Here is a 23,986-nt window from a genome sequence, read left to right as displayed (position 1 = left end):
ATGATCTTGCTAAATAAAGATAAAAAGCCCGAGTAACTGTCCACTGGCAAGCGGCAATTATTCGGGAAGTTTTTGTCAAACGCGTAAAATAAATTTAATTTCCCTAGCAGCATTGATGGCATTATTTCTCGCTTCCATCAAAGTTGCTCCCTCGGCAATAACGTAGGCATAACGGTGGCCCATTGATAAAGGAGGGGTCAGCATTGTACCTCTTTTTGGTTTCACATAAACATCTACCACACCTGTTGCTCGTGTCGCTCTAGCTTTGCCAATGACCTTTTCTAAAATTCCTCTATTTTCTACAATCATATATTTGGTGTAGACAAATTTTCGATGCTTTGGCTGAATATTGGGCTGTTCACCAAGGAATAGTTTGAGCGTTTCCTCCACTAAGCTAAATCCGAACGCGGCCTGTAACATGCTGTTCATAGCTCCCCCAGAAATACGTGGATTGATCTCGATTAGCTTCCAGCCCTGTTGCGTGAGACGAAGCTCTAAATGCAATGCCCCATTTTCTATATTAAATATCTTGACGATGGAATGGAGCACTTCTTCAATGCCTGCTTGAATAGTCGGCGGCGCTTTGACCATTACACCATAGCCTGTAATAATAAAGCGTTTGCCCTGTGTAATTTCCTGCTCAATAATCCCAATAATATGTGCTTGTCGTTGATAGACAAGAGCTTCTACTAAATACTGTGGACCGTCTAAATATTCCTCGATCATAATTGTTTCATAAGGGTTTTTCGTGCGTAATGTTTGGAGATGGTGCTGGAGCTGTTCAGCATTATTTGCTAATAAAACATCTTTTGAGCCTGTTGATTTAGGTGATTTAACGATTAACGGAAATGTTAAATTGCCTGCAAGGGGATCATTGGGCTTTATTAATGAAAACTTTGGTGAGTATGGTTGATCCTTTAAATAATTTCTCGTTTGTTCTTTATCCTCCATTATTTCAATTGCAGAGGAGGATGTATAGTTATGGCAAAATTCATCACAAAGCGTGGCAGCAATATGCACAAATGGATCGACAAAGCTCACAATATTTTTAATCTGTAATCCACTTTTTCCTAGTTTATCAATTTCCTCTTTCATTTTTTCGATATTGAAAGTATCAATGAGTATCATTTTATGAATATCGGGGTAGGCTCGGCGCTGCTGAAGTTGCCTTTCGTTATTTGTGAACAGTACAGTGAAGTAGCCTAATTTTTCTGCTGCTCTTGTTGCTTCACGGCTTGATCCAGATTTGTTTGTACCGATAAAGATAATGGCTTTCAGGTATATCACTCCTTTTATTGGTACTTAGATACTTAATCACCTTTATATATATGCAACAATATAGACTTCCTCTAGTTATGTATCTTGTCTACATCCAAGCAACTTTTAAGAGGCGACATATACTAGAAAAGAAAGGAGGGGGAAAAGATATGAAGCCTCTTTCGGTGAAGAATTTAGCAAAAATTACGGCAGGCAATCTTGTGCAAGGAGCAGAGGAAGTCCTTATTCAACATGGTGCTTATCGGCTAAAACAAGTAAAAAAGCCTAATACAGCCCTTTTTACAAGTAAACGTATTGTTAATTGGAAAAGTCTTGAGCCACTTTCTCCACTAGTGCTAGTAACGGATAGAGCTTATCGTCCACATGAAATGCCCAAGCATGTTATTTTACTACAAGTAGCCAATGCCGAAGAAGCTTATTGGAAGTTTGTGCATTTTTATCGTAATCAGTTTCATATTCCAATCGTTGCGATTACAGGTACATCCGGCAAAACGACCACAAAAGAGATGATCAAACATATTCTTACAGCAGATCGACAAGTAGCAGCAACGACCTTAAGCAGTAATTCCAGAACAGCATCCTTGCAATATTTACTGGATATTGATGACGATACCGAGGCAGCTGTTTTTGAGACGGCTGTTGGCTCACCAGGAGATGTGACAAATGCGGGAAAGTATTTTAAGCCTACAATTGGCATTATTACAAATATTGGGGCACATCATTTAAACTATTGTAAAACACTAGAGGGTTATATTCAGGCAAAGGCAGAAATGCTCAATATTATTCATCCGACAGGCACATTAATTATCAATGCGGAAGACTTAAATACGAAAAAAATTGATCTAGCTACGTTTCGGGGACGTGTGCTAAAGGTGGGAAAGCATGAATCATGTGACTTTCGAGCAAGCCATATCCATTACGAGCAAAAGGGGATGAAATTTATATTGCAGCATGGCAGAAAGAGCTATGATATCTTTGTGCCAGGGTTTGGAGAGCATCAGGTGTATAATGCTCTTGCAGCGATTGCAGCAGTCTATGAAATAGGGGTATCGATTCCCGTAGCGGCCAAACGGCTACAAACATTCCCTCAATTAAAAAAACAGCTCCAGCTTTTTGAGGGTATTCATCATTCCATGCTATTGGATGATACATGGAGCATTACAACGACTTCTTTAGAGGCAGCCTTACACGTCTTAAATGCACTAGGGGATGGCAAGAAAAAGATAGCGATTATTGGAACCATTACCGATTTAGGCTCGTGGGGCTATATTATTCACGAACAAGCGGGTGAGTGTATTCAACGCATTGGCGTAGATGTGCTAATAACCATTGGGGAGCATGCCAGAATTATGGCTGATCATGCCGTAAAGCTAGGCTTTAGTGCGCCTGTCTATACATTTAAAAATAGTACATTAGTATACCCATTATTGCAGAAGATTGTAGATGCTAATACGATTATTTTGATAAAGGGTGATATGTATAGTAAACAGGTTTCTAAATTAGCAGCTGAGCTTAAGCTAAAACCTATACCGCCTGCAGAATAGCGGTCTTAGTTGATAAAGAGAGGAGGCGTCGTACACTTGCAATCCATTAGTGTGCAAAAACTTAAGCAAATACTACAGGGAAAGCTTATTCATGGCTCAGAGCAATGGTCTGTACAGCACGCTATTTACTATAATCGCCATGAGCTAACACAAAGTCATACGCTGATGTTTGTTAGTCGCAACGATAACATCAACTGGCAAGAAATCGATCGCAAAGGTCCATCCCTCATCATATCCGATAAACCGTCCACAGATTTAAAAAATGCACTAGCTAATACAACTGTCTTACAAGTCAAAAGTGTGGCACAGGCTTATTGGGCATTTATCGAATATTATCGAGGCCTTTTCCAAATTCCTGTTATTGCCTTAACAGGAACCTGCGGTAAAACGACCACAAAAGAGATGCTGAAGCATATTACTAGCAAGCATTGGCCTGTGCAAGCATCCGTTAGTAGTAAGAATGAGCCAAGACAATCATTACCCTATTTAACGGGTATTGAGCAGCAAACACAAGCAGCTATTTTTGAATTAGGTTTAGGCAATACTGGCAATATTAAGCATCAATGTATGATCTATCAGCCAACCATTGGTATTATTACAAACATCGGTGTGCATCATTTGGATGGCTGTCTTAATCTCGAAGGCTATATTAAAGCGAAGGCAGAAATTGTAGAGGGCATCAAGGAAGATGGGACATTAATTATCAATGCCGATGATGATAATATTCAAAAAATCTCATTGAAAAAATTTAAAGGGAAGATTATTAGGTTTGGTTTACAGGATACGGCTGATTACAGAGCGTTAAATGTGCAATTTGCCAATACGGGCATGAAGTTTGTACTTGAAGTATCTGATACGAAGTACAATGTATTTGTACCAGGCTATGGTGAGCATCAAGTTTACAATGCGCTAGCTGCGATTGCTGCTTGTCAGGAGATGGGGCTAACAATTCGTCAGGCTATAGCAGGGCTACGAACTTTTAAACAAATGGCAAGACACTTAGAATTCACAACTGGTATTGGTGGCAGTACGATTATTGATGATACATGGACAAATAACCCAACATCTGTAGAGGCAGCATTGAAAGTGTTAGATACGGTGGGCAAAGAGAAAAAAGTCATTCTCATCTTAGGCGATATAAAGCGATTAGGTAATTTTGAAGAAAAATATCATCGTGAAATCGGCTCCATGGTAGCTAGCAGAGAGATTGATACATTAATTACGATTGGGAAAAGGGCAGAGAAGATTGCCGATCAAGCTCAAAAAGACGGCACGCAAGCCGAGGTTCATTCCTTTAAAGAGGTGACGGGTGTTTTAGAATTATTAAAACCAAAGCTTGACGCGGATACGATTGTCTTAATAAAAGGCCCGATGTCTAGTAGATCCATGATTGATTTTGCCAATAAACTTAAAAACTCACTATAGAAAATAGGGTGTCTCAAAATCATTGAGACACCCAATAATTATTTATTTTAAAACACGGCGAGCTGTGACAAAGTTTTTTTGTGCCCAAGTCGTCCCTAAATTTTGTTTTACAATATTATTAGTTGTCATACTAATATATTGATTATTACCAAGATAAATACCAGTTTGCGTGATGTTTTGTCCGCCATTATCCGTAGAGAAGAACAGCAGATCCCCTTTTTGAAGCTGTGATTTTTGAATACGTGTACCAACTAAAGCCTGTTTACTTGCTAGTTTTTCCTTTAAATCAATACCATGCTTTTTAAAGACATAATACGTAAAGCCCGCACTTGTAAAAGTCAGTGCACTCTCATTGTACGTATAGCCGAATTTTGCTTTGCTTGTTAAGCCACTAGCAGTTGCAATAATTTGATCGGCAGATGTACTTGTTGAAGGTGCACTTACGCTGGGCGTAGAGGTGCTATCAGAGAAAACGCGCTTCGCTGTAATATAATGTTCAGTATAGTAATCTACAAATAACACTCTTGTCATCACACCATCTGAATTAGGGATGATGATACGGTGATCACCAGCATAAATCCCCACAAGAGAAGGTGTTTTCGAGCCCTTTGTACTGTTAAAGAAGACTAAATCACCTTTCTTCAAGTTAGCACGTGCCACAGTGGACCCTTGATTCATTAAATCGTTTAAACTAGTTGAACCTAGCGTAACGCCACTTTTACGATAGATAAAGTCAACAAATGTTGGAGCTGTAAAGCGTAGACTCGACTCGTTTGTAGTTGAGCTAATCGTTGCTTTATTTTTATAAGCCAGTGCGTTCTCTACAATTTTATCGCCCTTTGTAGCAGGATTGGCTGATAGTAGAGTAGGTAATACTCTACGTGCAGATACATAGTTTTCCGTATAATACGGCTTACTATTTAAATCAGAGATCACAATATTTTGTTTGGAATCAGCCATGTGGATGATTTTATTGTCGCCGATATACATGCCGACATGATCGGGATCAGTTCCTGTTTTTTTACTTTTAAAGAACACTAAATCGCCTTTTTGTAATTGGTTTCTTGCTACATAGGTTCCTTGCTGAATCATATAATCTTCATTATACGTACCTAGATCTACCCCATTTTTCTCGAAGATGTACATTAAAAAGGAAGCACAAGAAAATTTATATGGATATGTAGGCTTGTATACCGTGTCACTGTATGTGGCTTGACCCATTAAGCTTTTCCCTGTCTGAATTAATTGATCTGCTTTCGCAGCAACAGCCTGTGCGTTATTTTGCGCATTAGTTGTCGCAGCCTCTACTTGTATCGGCTGAATCGCTGTTTGCACGATTCCGAATGAACTAAATCCAATCGTTAATGCAAGTGTCGTAGATAAAAATCGTTTATTCATGTTGTATATAACCTCCTAAAGCATCTAGTAGGATTTCTCCTGTATAGCTTTGCCATGGAAATAATCGTAGCATGAAAATCTAGCACTTCTTGACGGTAAATGTTGCCAAAGAGTGCGTGCAACAGGCTTCAACACTTGCTAGTAAAGGCTTCAGCGTAGGAATTTACAGTTTTATTACAAATGTTTCAGGAGGATGTAATATGGAACAGTGCCATGAAATAAGCTACGCAAAAAGGAGGGTCATTTCGGGGATTTCTGTAATCCTTCATATACTTTCTAATAAATAAATCTGCCACGTTCTTTCCTTAAGGTTTTAAGAAATAGCAATAAAATATTCCCCTAATTCTCTCCTCCTTTAGGCATTGCCATTGTATATGGTATAAACCAATCATTCTAGTAAGTACCACACCTGATAGATTAATCTATAGCTCGTCAAACTATTAGATATATTTGATTAACAGAAGGAAATAGACTGATAACTATATAAAGAAATAAAAATAATGCTACTATTCAGAAATAAATATGTTATAGTAAGAGCAGAATTGAATATTGTGTAAGTGTTGGTGCCAAATGAAAGTTTGGCTTAATAGGGAAGTCGGTGCAAATCCGACGCTGTCCCGCAACTGTAAATCGGAGCAACTCACAAATGCCACTGGGAAACTGGGAAGGATGTGAGACGTGTTGATGAGAAGCCAGGAGACCTGCCAATTACTAGTACACACCAAATAACCTACGTGGAAATAGGTGGTGAAATGTGACCATATTGGCACTGTGCGACAACGAAAAAAACAAGCGATATTTAACTAAATTTCGTGTTTTTTCATTGATGTTTTAAATAGACAGCCATTTTCCGAAGAATAGGAGAATGGCTTTTTTATTTTGGTTTAGCAAATTTTTGAACTGAAAGCGCCCACTATAGAGGTGCACTGTCAGCTATAGATATTGTAAGTACCAACAAACATTAGCAACAGCCAGGATTTAATTGATTTGAATAGAAAAGGAGATTATCAAATGATGTATACAAGCACAAATATTGGTTATCCGTATATTGGGGAAGAGCGCGAATGGAAGAAAGCATTAGAGGCTTTTTGGAGAAATGACCTGACAGAGGGAGCGTTTCAAGCGAAGTTAAAAGACATTCGCTTAGCCCGTATTGATAAACAGCTTAAACAAGGCATTGATTTTGTGACAATTGGAGATTTTACGCTTTATGATAGAGTTCTTGATACAGCTGTCATGTTTGGTCTTATCCCTAAGCGCTTTGAATGGCTTGGAGGGAAGGTAAATTTACAAACCTATTATGGGATAGCAAGAGGAAGCAAAGAGGCTGTCGCTAGTGAAATGACGAAATGGTTTAATACAAACTATCACTATATTGTGCCAGAGTATGAGGGGCAATTGTTGCAGATAACAGAGAATACGCTTTTAGCAGACTTTTTGGAGGCAAAAGAGGCTTTTAATATAAAAGCTAAGCCAACCATTATTGGTCCATATACATTTTTTAAATTAACAAAAGGCTATGATAAGCTGTCACAGGTTGAATATTTATTAGCATTGTTACCGCTATATGTGCAGGTCATCCAAGAATTAGTAGAGGCAGGAGCCAGTTGGATACAGTTAGAAGAGCCAGCTTTTGTGACAACATTAGATGAGGCAGAGGTTAAGCTTATTCATGAAATATATTCTCAGCTAGCTATAGCTGTACCACAAGCTAAGCTACTGCTTCAAACCTATTTTGACTCAATGTCTGCCTATGAGTCTTTGATAACACTTCCTGTTCAAGGCATTGGCTTAGATTTTATACATGGCCATAGTGCAAATATGGAGGCACTGCGTCAATTTGGTTTTCCGCAAGATAAAATTTTAGCTGCTGGTATTATTAATGGACGAGATATTTGGCGAGCAAATTTGGCCGAGGTCTGCTCAACAGTCAAGGCAATAGAGCAGCTAAGCCAAGCCAAAGAACTTTGGCTTCAGCCATCTTGTAGTCTACAGCATGTTCCCATTACAGTAGAACATGAAATAAAGCTTGAACCAGTACTGAAAAATGCGCTCGCCTTTGCAGATGAAAAAGTGGCAGAAATCGTTGAAGTAACGAAATATTTACAGGGTCAGGACGATGCATCTAAACATAAAATATCTGACAGCATGAAAGCCATTGAGGCACTAAAAAATCATCCAATACGTAACAATCAAACAATACAACAAATGATTCAAAACGTTTCCATTGAGGATTTTGAACGTCATAGTGATTTCCACACGCGACAAAGAATGCAGCAGCAAGCATTACAATTGCCGTTGTTCCCTACTACAACAATTGGAAGCTTCCCACAATCAGAGGCAGTGAAGCGGACACGTAATGCATGGCGTAAGAAGCAACTTAGCAATGAAGCGTATGAAGCATTTTTAGCAGAGGAAACTAAGCGCTGGATTGGGATTCAAGAGGAGCTAGATCTCGATGTTTTAGTTCATGGTGAATTTGAACGTACAGATATGGTGGAATATTTCGGTGAAAAGTTAACAGGGTTTGCATTCACGGAAAAAGCATGGGTTGTTTCATACGGTTCACGCTGTGTGAAGCCACCAATTATTTATGGGGATGTCGTATGGGAGGCACCGATAACAGTGAGGGAAACAGTCTATGCACAAAGCTTAACAAAGCGCTTTGTGAAAGGAATGTTAACAGGTCCTGTAACAATCTTAAATTGGTCATTTGTACGAGATGATATTTCACGTAAAGCGGTAGCTTATCAAATAGCCCTAGCACTTCGTCAAGAGGTCGAGGCACTTGAAGCGGCAGGTATTGCGATTATACAGGTAGATGAACCTGCATTGCGAGAGGGCTTGCCGCTGCGTAAAGAACAATGGGGAGCTTATTTGGAGTGGGCAGTTAATGCCTTTAAGCTTGCTACTGCGAGTGTCAAGGATATTACGCAAATTCATACCCATATGTGTTACTGTGAATTTAACGATTTTATTGAGCCGATTAGTGCTCTTGATGCAGATGTGATATCCATTGAGACATCCCGTAGCCATGGTGAGCTGATTTCTTCGCTCCAAGTAAACCCTTATAGCAAAGGGATTGGCCTAGGCGTCTACGATATTCATAGCCCACGTGTGCCAAGTGAAGATGAAATGTTGGGGATTATGAAAGATAGTCTACAAGTTTTATCCAGCAATCAGTTCTGGGTGAATCCAGATTGTGGTTTAAAAACAAGACGAGAGCCTGAAACAGTGGCTGCATTAGCAAATATGGTAGCTGCTGCTAAAACTTTACGCCAGCATGTACACCATTCTATAAGCTAATGGAAAACTTGACTTCTTTCGGGAGGTCAAGCTTTTTATCTATCTACTATTATAGTTTTTATATTATGTTGAAATAATATAAAGGGGTAATAGGAGGTAAATATCCGACACTATCTTGTAACAAATAGTATAGAAGGACAATTTAAAAGATTATAACTTGTATGGAGAAGGATAAATTTTGTCTTTCTTTCAATAATATTTATATTTTTTTAGAAAAGAAAGACTGAAAATAGAAAGGCGCATTAATTTATCCAAACAAAGGTAGCTGGAGAAAAGCATTCATGTTCTCCAGCTACCTTATTGGGTTGTTAGGCTGCTTTTTTGCTGCTTTTCTTTTTGCCTTTTTTGTTCGTAGCCTTTTTTTCTACTTTTTTCTTCGCTAACTTTTTCTCAATTTTCTTTTTGTCCGCTTTTTTCTTTGCTTTTTTCTCTGCTACAACTTCTTCACTTTTGTTTTTCTTAATTTTTTTTGCCATGTTTATTGCACTCCTCTTATTTATATTGACTCCTTGTAAAAGGATGTCTATATAACAGGTTACATTAAACATAAATGGAATGCAAATATATTTAATGTAAAATACTTACAAAACACTGTTTTGATAGTAATTTATAAGATTTTTAAACCTAGATGCAATCCTATGTAAACTAGTTATCGTTTTACCCATTTGTATTGGTAGATAGTTTTTGAGGCATCTCACTAGCGAAGTGAACCATATCATTTTCTCAATATGGTAAAGCTTCTTCAATTGTCTCTGTTAACCCGACACCACACACTTTTATAGGGATCGTAATTCGAAGTAGCCTTACACATTAGAGAATACGAAAGGCTTCTTCCATCCGTTCATGCTTCATCTCCAAACAGATTCAAATTATACTTTTCCGAAAGAGATTTAATATGATCCCATGCCTGATCTAGTTCTCGTAAAGAATTTTCATACTCTTCTTGAACATTTTGTATATCAACTTGATTCGTTGCATTGACTAAATTTCTAGTTGGCGTGTCATGAAAGAGTTTTTTCATTTCAAACTCATCTATCGCATCATAAACTTCTTTTTCTTCTGGTGAGCTTGTTTTTGGTTCGAAATCTAATCTATTATCTATATAGTTTACTTTATCTTCAGCAAATACTTGCTGTTGAGCAAGTAATTCTTTTACTTCATCGCTAGAATTTAACCATGAATACGATTGCGATTCATATAAATTCATCAAGCTATTAATATTATTTTCTTCTACGTTTTTATATGCCGATTCTACTTTAATATAGTCCTTTAAATCAGCGATAAATTGGTCATCGAAACCTGTCTCATTTTCTTTACTGCAGGCAGATAGAAGTAAGATAAAAAGTAGATTAATCAATAGTAGTATTCGGATTTTATTAAATTTCATATATATTCCTCCTAAGATAAATGTTTCTATGTATGGTAACATAGTAAAGAAACAGAAAAAAGGAGAATGTTCATGAGGAGAGGAAATAAAGTGTGATTGAAGGAGCGCATGCATGGCTATGATAGCTCCCAATATTTTATTAAGATAGTGTCTATGTATATAAACCTTTATGGTATAATAATAAAAACGGAATAATAGGATAGAGGTACAAATCAGATTTTTTGATTTGTTTAAAAGGGAAGATCGGTGTGAATCCGACGCTGTCCCGCAACTGTAAATGGGAGCACATTTCAAAAGACCACTGTTACGTGTCGTAATGGGAAGGTGAAAGGTGTGATGAACATAAGCCAGGAGACCTGCCTTTATCTAGTACAGCCAAAAACCTACGCGGATAGGGGGTGTTGAGTGTGACTAGAGAAATTCTCCTGCATGCTCATAGTACGATGATTGCTAAAAAGGTAGCTTCTATGTTCAATAGAAAGCTTATTTTAGCGTGGCAATCACCGTATTATGTCGTGTATTTGTCATAGTAGACATCTTTCTGATGAGGGAAAGATGTTTTTATATGTAAATTATTAAAAGGAGCGGTCCACATGAATCCACAAGTTATTGAGTACTATGAAAGTTTATTAAAATTTGAAATTATGCAGGAGCCGTATGCTGCAAAACCATTAAAGGAGCTTGTAGCACAATACGTCGGGCATGATGCTGCACATGAGCAATCCATTTTAACGGCGTACGCGAATGTGTTGAAGGAATTGATTGGGTAGAGTAGATTTGGCTACTTCGATTTTGGAAGTAGCCATTTTTAGTAGGCGTATTCATTGACAATTCTATACAGCTATCCAATTTCTGGTGCAGGCCCATAGTGTTTAGGTGGTAGGGGCAAGTGAAACCGCTTCCGATAAACGCCCTTAAAAAACTCTTGAGTTGGGCGCCATCTATGTTATTAATCCAAAGGACATAAGTGGGATAGAGGTTGCATATGAGGCAACAGGTGTCAGTACAGTTCATCTTAAAATCGTCAGCGACTGGGAAAGATTAGTGGAATTCAGCCTAAATTTCGATTATCTGATTGTGAAGTTGCTGATCGATAAGCCAAATGGTATCGTAGAAAAATGTTATAAGGTATTAAAGAAAGCTTATAGCTAAAATAAAATTCTTGTCAATTATGAGTTTAATCAATTTTTTCAAAATCATAGCCAAACTTGTATTAAAACAAGCTTAGCTATGATTATTTTTGTCTATTAATTAACATAATACCAATTGGAATACATTTGTTTGTCATAAAACTGCCTTTAGGACTTCATTCATATTTCACTTTTTATTTATATAATTAATCTGCTATAAATAGAGAGATAGGGGATTAAATATGAAAAATTTGCTTTATACAAGATTTTGGCGGCTACATTTCTTTGCTGCACTCTTTATCACGCCATTGCTTCTCTCCCTAACATTGAGTGGGATTGGCTATTTATTTTTCACAGATGTTGAAAATCAATTATATGATGATTACTTTTTTGGGAAAAACACTAAAGAAGAGGTCTTAACGATTGATGAGGCTGTGGAAAAAGCGGAAGCGGCATTTGCAGGGTATTCCACTAATAAAGTGATCGTGTTGGAAGAACCTTATAATACACGCCTAACATTGTCGAATGGGAAAGATGAGAAATATATTTTTTTAGATGATAATAATCAAATGGTGGGCAATCAGGATGCACAATATACATTTTCCAATATTATGCGATCCATCCATAGCTCTTTATTTATGCTATGCTTGCCCCACAATGAATACAATAAATGGATGTTGCTGTGAGCTCCTTTCTCCTCAAACCCACACAAAAATAGTAGAATAGAAGAAACAAAATCGTGAAGGGGGAGGAGAGGGAAATGGCATTCTCGACAGAAAAACTAGACACGAACCACTGGACCTATAACGAATTCAAAGATATGGGCATTGCTTGTGGAAGGACGATTAAACGGGTGATTCGATCCATGCAGACACTTTCTAAACAGATGGGCGCATCCATTGCGAGTGCCAGTGCAGATAAAGCCGAAGCGAAAGCAATCTACCGTCTACTGGCAAATCCAAAAGTCACGCCCTCTGTCCTCTTACAAACACATCGAAAAGCAACGATGGCACACATCAAAAAACGAGAAGAATCTGTTATTTTAGTCGTGCAAGATACAACCACACTTAATTATACAGCTCACAAAAAGACAGAAGGATTGGGTGATTTTGGCGCAAGTCCCCATCATCAAGGACTTCTCCTTCATTCGGCTATTGCGGTGACGACAGATGGTATTCCCCTCGGTTTACTTGATCAATTTGTTTGGACACGTCCTGTAGAAGAACGAGGGAAACGGACAGCCAAACGACAGAGACCGATTGAAGCGAAGGAAAGTTACAAATGGTTAAAAAGTATGGATAATAGTTGCAAGAACCAACCAAAAGGAGTTCGTTACGTTCATGTTGGTGACCGTGAAGCCGATATCTATGAATTTTTTCAACATGCCCTCGAAAAAGAACAGGACTTCCTTGTGCGTGTTGTGCAAAATCGAAGAACAACAGAAGCCTGCAAATTAGTTGATGCAGTGAAGCAAACCCCTCCAGCAGGAAAAATTTGCGTAGAAATCCCACGAGATACACGCAGAAATTTGCCCAAACGACAGGCAACTTTAGCGATTCGGTTCAAGCATGTACACATGACGGCGCCAATGAATGGCTTGAAAACACCGAAGCAAAAGGCAACCATCGCCGTGTCCATTCTGCATGTACGAGAAGAAACTCCCTTGTCCAAATCAAAACCAATCGAATGGTATTTAATCACGAACCGAGCGGTGACTACACTGGAGGAAGCGATAGAAAAAGTGAGCTGGTATATACATCGCTGGAAGATTGAGCGATTTCATTACATTTTGAAAAGCGGCTGTAAGATAGAGGAGAAGCAGAATCGTACAGCCGAACGACTAGAAAAACAGCTACACGTGTACAGTATCATCGCTGTCCGAATCCTCGGCATGACTTACTTAGCAAGACAGCAACCAACAGCCTCCTGTGCGCCATTTCTAACCGAAGAGGAATGGCAGGTGCTCTATCGTATTTCGAATAAAACATCCACTCTCCCTTCTGTCCCACCAAGCATCAAAGAAGCCGTTGATTCCTTAGCCAAGATGGGCGGCTTCCTCGGACGGAAAGCAGATGGGGACCCGGGTGTCAAAGTCCTGTGGCGAGGATTCAACCGATTCTATACCGTACTTGAGTATTACCAACATCTCCTTCCATAATTAGGATATCTTGTGGGGCAAGCATAGCTTTATTTATGGGGGGGACGTTTGTCAATTATTTAGTGGAGCTGGCGGCTTGCTGGACGATTTTTTTATTACTGTCAGGTCTTTATATGACATTTAAGGGTAATTTATTGAAAAAGCAGAAGTCAGAGAACAAACGCCAAAAAAATAAGCGATGGCATGCTCTTGTTGGGACAATACTTACAATTCCGATGGTGATTTTTATTTTTACGGGGCTGTTATGGTCTGCTTTTCTAGGATCTATGCTTTCAGATATAGCTTCTGAAAGTCCAACATTTGGCTATCCGTTATTACAGCAACAGCCACCAACATCTGATGTATCTGAAATCCCTTGGGCAACGCGCCAATTAGAAGCACCTGTTTCTGATGGAGAGCATGCCCGTCATCATGGTGGAGTTGCTGAGCGTTATACAAATCCGAACCAAGTAACTATCGTTGGTCTACTAAAAGAAATAGAGGCTCAAAATATTGACAAACCATACACAATTCTCTATCCCTCGAATGATGAGGGTGTATTTACAGTGGCCAAGGCTAGTAACTCTGGCGTCACAGGTCTCGATGTGAACCCTTCGGATGAAGCAACCATGTATTTTGATCAGTATAGTGGGAAGCTAATTAACCAAGTCAACTACGAGGACTATGGTATGTTGGCAAAAGTCTTTACTTGGGGCATTCCATTGCATGAGGGTCACTTATTCGGCTGGCCAAATAAGCTGTTAAACTTAGTTGTTTGCCTTGCTTTTTTAGCCGTGATTATGTGGGGAATGCGTACTTGGATTTTACGCAAGAAAAAAGGTGAGCTATCGGCACCACCGCAAATTTCTCATAAAATATCGATACCTTTTATTATTTTTCTCATTATTTTAGGTATTTTAATGCCATTATTTGGCGCTTCATTGATTGCTGTTGCCTTGATTGAATATATCATTTTAGGATGGCAGACAAAGAGAAAGCTAAGAGCAGAAGGACCTCAATAAAATATTGTGATACGGTATACCCTTCAATGAAATGAGAGGTATGCCGTATCTTTTTATGTTTAATTCTTTTAGGTGAGCGGAACACTATAGTGATGCTGAAAAATTGTTTATAGATTTTTCAGGATAATTTTATAAAGTTGTGAGAGTTGTTTGATACATTGCTATTAGTTTCAGCTTATTCTTTTCGTTGGTTAATGTTGTGTCGTGACGTCATGTGCTTTCACACAGAAAATATTTGTTAAACCATAGGGGTTATGGGGATAGTTTGATCTATAAGAGAAATAGCTGTAAGGTAAGGCATATGCTCTTCTGTCAACAAGCGTACCGAAGTGGCAAGTAGCTCACGTAAAGAGTAGCTATATGAGCGAAATAGGGGCTATGAATCAGCTGCGGATGTTTCGACCGTTACTGTGCATATTTGAAATCTGCGTAAAAATTGAACATGATCTAGCACAGCCCAAGTTTTTGGAAACGGTCTGGGGGGCAGGCTATCGCTTCAATGTGTAAGAAATGGTTAATCCGTATTGCTGGTGTGAAGGGGTATGGAAAAGATGAGGAAATTGCTAGTGATTATTATAGCTGTATCATTTTTGCTACAAGGATGTATCTTAAGTGATACAGAGGGGAGTGAGAAAATGGCAACAGATTTCATGCAGGAATGGTTTAAAGCTGTAGAAAATGGAGATATAGAGAAACTCCAACATATACTTGATCAAAAGGTGGATATAAATGCTCAAGATTCAAACAATCGAACAGCCTTGATGATTGCCACCTATAATCAGGATGTTGAGGTAGCAAAATTATTAATAGATGCAGGTGCTGACGTCAATATTCAAGATGATAGGCTAAACACGCCTTTTCTTTATGCAGGTGCAGAAGGCTATCTCGATATTTTAAAGCTAACGATACAAGCTGGTGCAGATCCTACGATTTTGAATAGGTATGGAGGAACAGCGCTGATTCCGGCAGCAGAGCATGGACATGTGGAGGTTATAAAAGAATTGTTAAGTAATACACAGATCAATGTTAATCATATTAATAAATTGGGATGGACAGCCTTAATGGAGGCCATTATTCTAAATAATGGCAATTCAACTCAGCAAACAGTCGTTCAATTGCTGATTGAATAGGGTGCTGATGTGAATATACCAGATCATGATGATAGCACACCACTACAATACGCGAAACAGCGAGGGTTTAAAGAGATTGAACAAATTCTTCTTGCAGCAGGAGCGGTATGAAAAATATAATATACTTTCTGAATTATAGACAAAGTCGAATTTTTTGACTTTGTCTATTATAATCATAACCAGCCTTTGTCACTAGCAACTTGAGCAGCTTGCTGTCTCGATTCAACCTGTAGCTTTTGAATAGCGGTCGATAAATAATTACGGATGGTGCCTTTTGTTAAAAATAATTGTTTACTGATCTCTTGGGTGGTTAAGCCTTCTTTAACAAGCTGTAGCACTGTAATCTCTCGTTCATTTAAAGGGTTTTGCTCCTTCATAAACAAGGTAGCCGCTAAATCCTTACTGACCACCCTTTCTCCCTGCATAATTTTCCGAATCGTAGCGATTAAATAATCAATCGGCTCATCCTTCAATAGGTAGCCATGTACCTCACATTCCATGGCTTTCTGTAAATAACCAGGTCGTGCAAAGGTTGTCACAATCATTACTTTACAGGGCAAGTTTGCTTGTTTTATTTTTTCAGCAAGCGCTAAGCCTGATAGATTGGGCATTTCAATATCGACAAGACAAAGATCAGGTAGCTCCTGCTGGATATAGTCCCACGCTTGTTGCCCATCCGCAACTTCAGCGATTACCTCAATATCAGGCTCAAATGCTAACAGTGATGTTAAGGCACCACGTAACATTTGTTGGTCCTCTGCTAGTAAAACACGTATCATGTCGGAGGCTCCTTTCCATTTTGAATAGGTATGCTGAATAACACGCTTGTACCTGTCGTTGTATCCCCTTCAAATAAGGCATAACCTTGAAGAACATGCATTCTTTCTTGCATCGAGTTGATCCCATTGCCGAATCCTTTATTTTGTAGTCCAATCCCATCGTCTTTGATAGCAAGCGTGTACTGACCATTTTGACATTGTATCGTAATACGGCAATTTTTTGCCTTACTATGCTTGAGTATATTTGTCGTGGCTTCACGTACACATAAAGCTAGCATCGTTTCCTCCACACTTGAAAGAACGGTATTTGGATAATGGTTACTAAGGGTCGTCGTAATATTGGCGCTTCGTAAAAGCTGCTGGCAATGGACAAGCTCCGTTTGTAACGAAATAAAATTCATATCAGACACTAGCTCACGTACTTGTTTTAAGGCTGTACGCGTTGTGGATAATATATCATTTAATTCTTGCTTAACGCTTGTAGGATCACGATCAATAAGTTTTGTAGTCAGTTCTGTTTTCACTTTAATCATCATTAGTGTATGACCAATTGTATCATGAAGATCTCTAGCAATACGCTGTCTTTCCTCCTGCTGAACAAGCTGTGTGTTCACCTCAGCCAGTTCAGATTGCAGGTTCTTTGATTTTTCTACAAAATAAATAAGTATAGGGAACACTAATTGAATCATCATCATTGGTATTAATAGCTGTGATTCGATGTGTAAAAGCGAACCTGTTTCCAGCCACATGACTGTAAGGAACATTCCAGCAATGCCTAACATACCACACGCAATCTGCCATTTTGCTTTAGCTCTTCCAAGTAAATCAGCAAAGGTAAAACCGAAGATAAGCATATATACATCCTCGTAAATACCTAATATCGCAATAAGTATGAAGCCAACGAATGAAGCAAGGAGTAGCTTCCAATCTCGATGCCATAAAGCACTATAAAAAGCCACTAGATACACGATGAGAATCGCTATTTTAACACCAAATGGAATTGCCGAATTTGACCCTAAGACGAGCGTTATAAGGAAAATCAAGGATACTGCATCAATAATTAAATAATGTCTTGCTTGGTCATTTGGATAAATGTTTATTGCCTACACCATCCTTTCTTTAATGAGGCGTCATGGCTTGCATCATTTTTTTACGGAGCCATTCCATCGGACCGGTATGAAATCGCTGTATCCAAGTTGACGCTATCATAAGTTGTAGGAAGGACAGGGTTAGCCAAATAATAATGATGAGACTACTATTTAATTGCCCACCTAAGCCAAGTCCCCAACCATAAAAAATAATAGATGCTAGCACATTTTGGAGGATATAACAGCTCAACGACATTTTGCCGACATCTTCAAAGCGTTGCCAAAGCCAGTCTAACCTCTTATATTCTACCAGTTTACCTAAAATTCCAATATAACCAATTGATAAAATCGGTGCACATACATAACGAACAGGTAAGTCAAAAAGACCTCCTGGTATAAAAATAAGAAGATTAAAGGGAATGCCGATGTAAACGCCAATCCTAAATAGCTTTTGGCGAGCTTGACGCCCTTTATCCGTTGGTGAAAACACGCCATTACGCATAAACTTCACACCAAGTAAAAATAAAAAGATATTCATAGGGATAATAAAAATAGCTTCTGTGCGATAAAATAAAAAGTTCGTCAGGCGATGCTGTACCTGTGCAAGCCATGTACCGTTTTCATACAATGGAGCAACGGTTTCCATACCATTCAAGGAAATAGCAGCTCCTTGTAAGGTGCTAATAAAAATAAGAAGGATCAGAAGGATGTGAAAGCCACCAATTAGATAGAAGGTCCATGTCATGACTTTGTCACCCAATCTGAGGATAAAGGCAACGATAAAAGCTGTAACAGCATAGCTCATTAAAATATCGTACTCCATCACAAGTATGTAATGAAGCAGCCCTTCCAACCCTAAAAAGGCAATTGTCCAAAGATAGACACCGGGCCAAGCATTGCCCTTTCTTAATGCTTGCTGATATTTTAACTGTAAGCCTACGCCAAACATAATTGTTAAAAGCCCAAGCAACTTACCGTTCACCAAAAATAAGACGATCATTCTTAAAAAATCGTTAAAAGACCACCAACCAGCATAGTTAGCCGTTGTGATATACGATAAATCTCCTAGATAAGCAAAAATCCAAATGTTTGTGCCAAGTGTTCCTAAAACAGCGAATCCTCTTACGATATCAATAAAGGGTAGTCTTTGCTGTATTTGCATCATAGTATCCCTCTTTCTTTGTCTTCTTACATATATGATAAGAAAACGCAAAAAGAAAACCTATTCACAGCAGTCAAAGGATTTTTATGACAGGTGTCATTTTGTGCAGGAATAAATACGATAGTCCAAACTATTTTCATATTTTTCATTCATCCTCATATGTTGCTCCATTACTTGATAAAGGGCAGGTTCAATATCTTTGGAGAGCTGAAATTCAGGGGGAGAGGAGATCGTTTTATTTTTTTGGATACGGATCGCTTGAAAGCCAGCCTGTTGCAATTTATCAACCCACTCCTTTTTCGTCAGAAGCGCCTCAAATCCATAAAATTGCTGGATTGTCTTGGCTAGCAAAATGGGCAGGGATGGAGGAATGGTGCATTCAATGGCAATAAATCGACCACAAGGCTTTAATAAACGATATATTTCTTGTAAAGCACGTTGCTGCGGAACAAATGCCAGTACAGATTCAGCAATAATTAAATCAAAGGATTGATCTGGTAATGGTAGTTGCTCAATCGAACCTTGTATAACTTGGACAGGTAATCGAGCTTTATGCATTCTTTGCCTTGCTTTGGCTACCATAAGGGGGTGGCTATCGAGAGCTGTTACGTTTGCTTGATAGGAAGCCGCCAAATAAGCCGCCGTTTGACCTGTGCCACACCCAACATCTAAAATATGTGAGGTTTGCTGAATGTTTTCTGCCCTCAATAGTTCCTTTGAGAGCTGAATGCCGCCAGGATGTGCACCGCCAACACCAAATTTAGCTAAAAAATCGAGATACGACGAATCTTGAATGAGAATCACCTTCTTTTTCTTATGATATGAAAAGAAAGCTAGCTACACACTGCAAATCACTAGAGATTGATATTTTTTTCTACTTCTTCAAAAGTCTAATGCACGTTCAATCTTTCTACATATACTAGTAAAACATGATAGATAGGGGGTGAATGGATGCCATTTTTTCAGCCACAACCCAGAAGAAGACCTTATCCGCCAAGGTATCGCCAAAACTTTGGCCCTCCTTATCGAGCTAGACAGATGCAGCCCTACGTTTCTCCCAATCAGCCATCACAAGGTAGACTACCAGACCATGTCAATACCATTATGGGGCATGTCGGAACAATTACAAATGGCGTAAATATGCTAAGACAAATGGGCTCTTTGTTGAGTTTATTTAGATAAATGGATGCATAGAAGTTGTAGGAATCGCACTGTGGAGCGGATAGAATAAAGAAAGAAGCGGATAGTCCGCGCAGAGTGACGGATAGAGCAGAGAAAGTGAAGGAACCGCGCTACGTAGCGGATAGCTCGTGCAAAGTGATGGATAAAGAGCAGAAAAATAATAATGAACGCTTGTTTCGGCTCAAATATCCAGACTTTTTATCTACTAAAATGTAATTAAAAATTTATTTTACAAAATATAGATTACAAATTTTTAGGAACCTCCTTTGCTGAGGTTCTTTTTTTATATAATGTTGGTAGGAGGTGAATAGATGTTTATATTGGCACGACAACCATCAGAATTACAAAAAATATTTAGAAGCAATGATCCGAAGATTGCCTAGTAGCTATCACGAGTATAAAAATTATGATGAGTACTTACGGCGTATCCAAGCAGGCTTTGCTGGCGAACAGCGAGTGGATGCGGAATGGCTAGAAATCGAGTTACCTTCCCCACATTATTTTCTTCATAACTTCCAGACAATAAATCGCCTTGGCACTACCCATCAAATGGATACTATTTTTCTCTGCCCTTATTTTAGAGATTAAAAATATAACAGGTATTCTTTCATATCATGCAGCATTTTCACAATTTTCGCGTACAACAGCAGAAGGTGTGGTGAAAGGAAAGTATGACTGATCCGTTTCAGCAGGTTGCCCGGCATGTGACGTGGATGAAATCGCTGTTACAGCAGGAGTGCCTTGATTTGCCTGTCCTACATGCCGTTGTGGTAGCATCGAAAAACGGGATTTTAATAGAAAGTTTTAGAGAGCAGTCGATTTTTCATGTTACAGACTTGCGTAACACATATGTAAAAATGACTACAGCAATATCCACTGTTGGAGAAGGATACAAAGAAGCTGTTTCGATTTGCTATGCTACTTTTGTCGATGCATCAAAAAGTGACAAAAGAAATGAAAGTGCCGCTGCAAGAAATAATAAAGGGGGGGCTATGTAGCCAATGGGCAATGTTTGCGCTATCGTTATAAAAAATGGATTTGCCTACGATGCGTTGTATCGAACATTAGAGGATTATCATTTATTAGTTGGATCTATGCTGACCAATAAAAGCTTTTGCGAGTTTTTTGCTATTGATTCTCCAAATAGAGCGTATAAATTTTTGCAGCAACTGCCCTTAAAAGCAGAGGGCACTAAAAGACATCGAAAATATTGGATTATACCTTAAAGGAAAAGCTACCAATTTAAGCGGTCTAATATGATTATAGTACATATTTTCTAATTTCTTACTAGACAAATGTGAATTCGGGGTATATAGTTAGTTAGGCTAACTAATTTAAAAGGAAGTGATATTGTTGACGATTGAACAGGATTTTTTCAATCAGTACCGTTTAATGTACAGACCATTTATTAAGCAGCTGAATATTCAGCTTGAACCATATCAGTTATATAGCTCGCAATGGGCAGTGCTTCGTTTCTTAAACGATAAAGGACCACATTCTTTTGTAGAAATTGCTAATTTTATGACGATTGAGAAGCCAAGTGTTACAAAGCTTGTTCATAAATTGATAGAGCTAGGCTATGTAGAAACAACGACAGGCAAGGATAAGCGTGAAAAGCTTGTGCACTTATCGCCCTATGGGGAGGAGCTTGTGCAGAAAATTCAATTACAGCTAAAATCGTTTTTTGAGCAGGCACTAGCAGGTGTGCCCAAGCAAGATATTGACATTGCGACACAGGTTTTAGCTAGAATTTGTATGAATATCAATCAATAGGAGAGAGTAACGTGGAAGCAACCAGAACGAAACTATGGACAAAGGATTTTTTAATTGTCTCACTTATTAATTTTACCATTACGTTAATCTTTTATTTATTAATGGTCACGATAGCAGCATATGCGGTGGAGCATTTTCATGCCTCTACAAGTACAGCAGGGCTAGTATCAAGTATTTTTATTATCGGGACACTATTAGGTCGTCTTGGGACAGGGCGTATTATTGGAGACTGGGGTAGCAAAAAAACATTATTTTGTGGACTATTATTATTTATGTTATCAACAATGTCTTATTTTATAGCAGGCAATTTACCGCTGCTGATGGTCAATCGTTTAGTACAGGGGATTGCGCTAGGGATTGCAAGTACAGCAACAGGTACTATTATTGCACAAATTTTACCAGCTGATCGTCGTGGGGAAGGGATTGGTTATTATAGCTTAAGCGCCATTTTAGCCACAGCCATTGGTCCATTTATCGGGATATTATTGACACAGCTGTTTGAAGATTATCGTATGATCTTTGTAGTTGATTCTGTTTTAGCTATTATTTGTTTCTTTATGTATTTCATGGTGACCGTGCCAGATGCGCCGAAAAAAGCGAAGGATACAGCGGTGAAGGCAGGCTTTAAAGTGACGAACTTTATTGAAATGCGCGCCGTACCGATTGCCTTTGTGGCACTTGTGATTGGCTTTGCTTATTCAGGTGTCATGTCGTTTATGACGTTTTATGCAAAGGAGCTAAATTTAGTAGCAGCAGGTAGCTACTTCTTTATTATCTATGCCATTGTCATTTTGGCTACACGTCCATTTACAGGGAAATTGCTTGATACAAGAGGGGCGAATATCATTATCTATCCATGCTTAGTGCTGTTTGCAATTGGCATGTATGCCTTTAGCTCAGCAACAACAACGATTGCCTTTTTAATCGCTGCCGCTTGTATCGGGATTGGCTATGGAAACTTCAACTCGGTGGCACAGGCAATTGCCATCAAAGTAACACCAAATGAGCGTTTAGGACTTGCGACATCTACGTATTTTATTTTTTATGATTTAGGCTTAGGTGTCGGGCCTTATTTCTTAGGCTTATTTGTACCTTCTATGGGCTATGGCTCGATTTTCTTTTCGATGGTCTTTGTTATTTTAGTGTCGATTGTGCTCTATTACTTCTTACACGGAAAGCATGAAAATTTGAAACAAGCAAAAATTTTGTAGATTAGAATCATTATATTGTAGAAAAAACGTCTTTTTTCTAGTTGTTTGTAAAGATCAACTGAAAAATGACGTTTTTTTCTTTTAATTAAAAATAGGCTTGTAATCAATTGTGATAATCATTATCATTCGAAGTATAAAATTAACTGGAAAGTAGGTAGGAAGTATGGAATATAAAGCATTGTTATCTGTGGTAGTGGCAGGTGGTCTTTTAATGGCTGGCTGTGGCAATACAGAGGAAGTAAAAAAAGAGGACAAGCCAGCAACAGAACAGGCAGAGCAAGCTACACAAGAGGTGGATTTATCTACTGAACTATCAGCCTATCAACAATTTGCGCTAGAGCAAATGGATCAATTTTTACTGGACACAGAAAAATTCGTGAATCTATTTAAGGCAGGCGATATTGAAGGGGCGAAAGCAGCGTATGCGCCAGCGCGTATGTATTTTGAACGTTCAGAGCCAATCGCAGAAAGCTTTGGTGATCTTGACCCTCGTATTGATGGACGTTTAGCAGATATCCAAGAAGAAGGTAAAGGCGAGGAAGAATGGTCAGGCTACCATAAGCTTGAGTATGCACTATGGGAAGAAAATACAACAAAAGGTTATGAAGCTGTAGCAGATCAGCTTCTTGCAGATGCGAAGGAATTGCATGCACTTGTGCAAACAGTGGAAGTGACACCTGACTTAATGATTACAGGTGCAGTAGATTTATTAAATGAAGTATCAACATCTAAAATTACAGGTGAGGAAGAAATTTACTCTCATACAGACCTTTATGATTTTAAAGCGAATATTGAAGGCGCCGAAAAAATCTTTGAGATTTTACGCTCAAAATTAGAAGCGAAAGATTCCACATTAGTGGCAACGCTTGATGAAAAATTCAAAGCAGTGGACGATTTATTAGCACAGCATACAACGGCTGATGGTGGTTATGTATCCTATGAGGCATTAACGGAGGAAAACACGAAAGCACTTGCGGCAGCGGTGAATCAGCTTGGAGAGCCATTAAGTCAAATGGGTATTATTTTGGAGTGAG

The 23,986-nt window shown here is 38.7% G+C and carries 21 protein-coding genes, 4 pseudogenes and 2 riboswitches; of the genes and pseudogenes, 17 read left to right on the top strand and 8 right to left on the bottom strand.

The features are described 5' to 3' along the window. Nucleotides 1-75: 75 nt before the first annotated feature. On the bottom strand, nucleotides 76-1,278 hold the full coding sequence (locus ADM90_RS15940) for an ATP-grasp domain-containing protein (protein ID WP_412176999.1): 1,203 nt from the start codon (nucleotides 1,276-1,278) through the stop codon (nucleotides 76-78). 149 nt (nucleotides 1,279-1,427) lie between these two features. Between ADM90_RS15940 and ADM90_RS15935 the strand changes: the two genes are divergently transcribed. Together ADM90_RS15935 and ADM90_RS15930 are read left to right on the top strand one after the other, a co-directional pair. Further along, the gene (locus ADM90_RS15935; RefSeq protein WP_053995925.1) at nucleotides 1,428-2,822 is read left to right on the top strand and encodes a Mur ligase family protein; all 1,395 of its coding nucleotides are present in this window, start codon (nucleotides 1,428-1,430) and stop codon (nucleotides 2,820-2,822) included. Nucleotides 2,823-2,858: 36 nt separating this feature from the next. After that, the gene (locus ADM90_RS15930) at nucleotides 2,859-4,247 is read left to right on the top strand and encodes a UDP-N-acetylmuramoyl-tripeptide--D-alanyl-D-alanine ligase (protein ID WP_053995924.1); all 1,389 of its coding nucleotides are present in this window, start codon (nucleotides 2,859-2,861) and stop codon (nucleotides 4,245-4,247) included. Nucleotides 4,248-4,289: 42 nt separating this feature from the next. On the opposite strand, the gene ADM90_RS15925 is transcribed toward ADM90_RS15930, so the two are convergent. Then, entirely contained in the window at nucleotides 4,290-5,645 is a 1,356-nt protein-coding gene (locus tag ADM90_RS15925) for a C40 family peptidase (RefSeq protein WP_053995923.1), read from the bottom strand. A gap of 544 nt (nucleotides 5,646-6,189) precedes the next feature. After that, a riboswitch (cobalamin riboswitch) is annotated at nucleotides 6,190-6,368 on the top strand. A gap of 288 nt (nucleotides 6,369-6,656) precedes the next feature. On the opposite strand from ADM90_RS15925, the gene metE reads away from it, so the two are divergent. Beyond that, nucleotides 6,657-8,951 (top strand): 5-methyltetrahydropteroyltriglutamate--homocysteine S-methyltransferase, encoded by a 2,295-nt coding sequence (gene metE / locus ADM90_RS15920; RefSeq protein ID WP_083448583.1) that lies wholly within the window; start codon nucleotides 6,657-6,659, stop codon nucleotides 8,949-8,951. Nucleotides 8,952-9,259: 308 nt separating this feature from the next. Here metE and ADM90_RS15915 read toward each other — a convergent pair whose 3' ends face one another. Together ADM90_RS15915 and ADM90_RS15910 are read right to left on the bottom strand one after the other, a co-directional pair. After that, nucleotides 9,260-9,427: a histone protein gene (locus ADM90_RS15915; RefSeq protein WP_152928038.1), complete on the bottom strand. Its 168-nt coding sequence runs from the start codon at nucleotides 9,425-9,427 to the stop codon at nucleotides 9,260-9,262. A 365-nt stretch (nucleotides 9,428-9,792) separates the two neighbouring features. Continuing rightward, nucleotides 9,793-10,338, bottom strand: a complete 546-nt coding sequence (locus tag ADM90_RS15910) for a hypothetical protein (RefSeq protein ID WP_053995921.1) — start codon at nucleotides 10,336-10,338, stop codon at nucleotides 9,793-9,795. A gap of 186 nt (nucleotides 10,339-10,524) precedes the next feature. Next, nucleotides 10,525-10,716: riboswitch (cobalamin riboswitch) on the top strand. Between the two features lie 29 nt (nucleotides 10,717-10,745). Between ADM90_RS15910 and ADM90_RS25380 the strand changes: the two genes are divergently transcribed. The 8 genes and pseudogenes from ADM90_RS25380 (at nucleotide 10,746) to ADM90_RS15885 (ending at nucleotide 15,868) form a co-directional block, all read left to right on the top strand. Continuing rightward, nucleotides 10,746-10,868, top strand: a complete 123-nt coding sequence (locus tag ADM90_RS25380; protein ID WP_268766638.1) for a hypothetical protein — start codon at nucleotides 10,746-10,748, stop codon at nucleotides 10,866-10,868. A 63-nt stretch (nucleotides 10,869-10,931) separates the two neighbouring features. Next, nucleotides 10,932-11,108 carry a hypothetical protein gene (locus ADM90_RS24735; RefSeq protein ID WP_162838609.1) on the top strand — a complete coding sequence of 59 codons (177 nt, stop codon included), beginning with the start codon at nucleotides 10,932-10,934 and terminating at the stop codon, nucleotides 11,106-11,108. 160 nt (nucleotides 11,109-11,268) lie between these two features. After that, entirely contained in the window at nucleotides 11,269-11,490 is a 222-nt protein-coding gene (locus ADM90_RS15905) for a hypothetical protein (RefSeq protein WP_053995920.1), read from the top strand. Between the two features lie 220 nt (nucleotides 11,491-11,710). Then, nucleotides 11,711-12,109, top strand: a pseudogene (locus ADM90_RS15900) (PepSY domain-containing protein); the annotation flags it as partial. Nucleotides 12,110-12,228: 119 nt separating this feature from the next. Further along, complete coding sequence (locus ADM90_RS15895) at nucleotides 12,229-13,626, top strand: IS4 family transposase (RefSeq protein WP_053993516.1); 1,398 nt, start codon at nucleotides 12,229-12,231, stop codon at nucleotides 13,624-13,626. A 26-nt stretch (nucleotides 13,627-13,652) separates the two neighbouring features. Continuing rightward, a pseudogene (locus tag ADM90_RS15890) lies at nucleotides 13,653-14,627 on the top strand (PepSY-associated TM helix domain-containing protein); the annotation flags it as partial. 356 nt (nucleotides 14,628-14,983) lie between these two features. Further along, nucleotides 14,984-15,134 (top strand): annotated as a pseudogene (locus ADM90_RS23935) (winged helix-turn-helix domain-containing protein); the annotation flags it as partial. A gap of 44 nt (nucleotides 15,135-15,178) precedes the next feature. Beyond that, nucleotides 15,179-15,868, top strand: a pseudogene (locus tag ADM90_RS15885) (ankyrin repeat domain-containing protein). Nucleotides 15,869-15,930: 62 nt separating this feature from the next. Here the strand turns inward: ADM90_RS15885 and ADM90_RS15880 are convergent. The 4 genes from ADM90_RS15880 to ADM90_RS15865 form a co-directional block, all read right to left on the bottom strand. Then, nucleotides 15,931-16,536: a response regulator transcription factor gene (locus ADM90_RS15880; RefSeq protein ID WP_053995918.1), complete on the bottom strand. Its 606-nt coding sequence runs from the start codon at nucleotides 16,534-16,536 to the stop codon at nucleotides 15,931-15,933. After that, nucleotides 16,533-17,579 carry a sensor histidine kinase gene (locus ADM90_RS15875; RefSeq protein WP_235473627.1) on the bottom strand — a complete coding sequence of 349 codons (1,047 nt, stop codon included), beginning with the start codon at nucleotides 17,577-17,579 and terminating at the stop codon, nucleotides 16,533-16,535. The genes ADM90_RS15880 and ADM90_RS15875 overlap by 4 nt, the downstream gene beginning before the upstream one ends. 76 nt (nucleotides 17,580-17,655) lie before the next feature. Next, nucleotides 17,656-18,786 (bottom strand): DUF418 domain-containing protein, encoded by a 1,131-nt coding sequence (locus ADM90_RS15870; RefSeq protein ID WP_053996705.1) that lies wholly within the window; start codon nucleotides 18,784-18,786, stop codon nucleotides 17,656-17,658. Nucleotides 18,787-18,882: 96 nt separating this feature from the next. Continuing rightward, nucleotides 18,883-19,590, bottom strand: a complete 708-nt coding sequence (locus ADM90_RS15865) for a class I SAM-dependent methyltransferase (protein WP_152928037.1) — start codon at nucleotides 19,588-19,590, stop codon at nucleotides 18,883-18,885. Between the two features lie 741 nt (nucleotides 19,591-20,331). Here ADM90_RS15865 and ADM90_RS25180 point away from each other — a divergent pair. The 6 genes from ADM90_RS25180 (at nucleotide 20,332) to efeO (ending at nucleotide 23,985) form a co-directional block, all read left to right on the top strand. Then, complete coding sequence (locus ADM90_RS25180) at nucleotides 20,332-20,556, top strand: NERD domain-containing protein (RefSeq protein WP_235473625.1); 225 nt, start codon at nucleotides 20,332-20,334, stop codon at nucleotides 20,554-20,556. A 116-nt stretch (nucleotides 20,557-20,672) separates the two neighbouring features. Then, a complete protein-coding gene (locus tag ADM90_RS25175; RefSeq protein WP_235473622.1) occupies nucleotides 20,673-20,966 on the top strand; it encodes a hypothetical protein in 294 nt (97 codons plus the stop codon). A gap of 3 nt (nucleotides 20,967-20,969) precedes the next feature. Beyond that, nucleotides 20,970-21,194: a hypothetical protein gene (locus ADM90_RS25170; protein WP_053995915.1), complete on the top strand. Its 225-nt coding sequence runs from the start codon at nucleotides 20,970-20,972 to the stop codon at nucleotides 21,192-21,194. A gap of 127 nt (nucleotides 21,195-21,321) precedes the next feature. After that, nucleotides 21,322-21,741: a MarR family winged helix-turn-helix transcriptional regulator gene (locus ADM90_RS15845; RefSeq protein ID WP_053995914.1), complete on the top strand. Its 420-nt coding sequence runs from the start codon at nucleotides 21,322-21,324 to the stop codon at nucleotides 21,739-21,741. Nucleotides 21,742-21,752: 11 nt separating this feature from the next. Beyond that, nucleotides 21,753-22,952, top strand: coding sequence for an MFS transporter (locus tag ADM90_RS15840; protein WP_053995913.1), 1,200 nt, complete (start codon nucleotides 21,753-21,755; stop codon nucleotides 22,950-22,952). 163 nt (nucleotides 22,953-23,115) lie between these two features. Further along, nucleotides 23,116-23,985 carry an iron uptake system protein EfeO gene (efeO, locus tag ADM90_RS15835; protein ID WP_053995912.1) on the top strand — a complete coding sequence of 290 codons (870 nt, stop codon included), beginning with the start codon at nucleotides 23,116-23,118 and terminating at the stop codon, nucleotides 23,983-23,985. The last annotated feature ends 1 nt before the right edge of the window (nucleotide 23,986 follow it).

It is taken from the genome of Lysinibacillus macroides (genome assembly GCF_001281525.1).
GTDB classification, from domain to species: Bacteria; Bacillota; Bacilli; order Bacillales_A; family Planococcaceae; genus Lysinibacillus; species Lysinibacillus macroides.
Note: the sequence above shows the minus strand (reverse complement) of the source record. Positions and strands in the feature narration are given on the sequence as shown.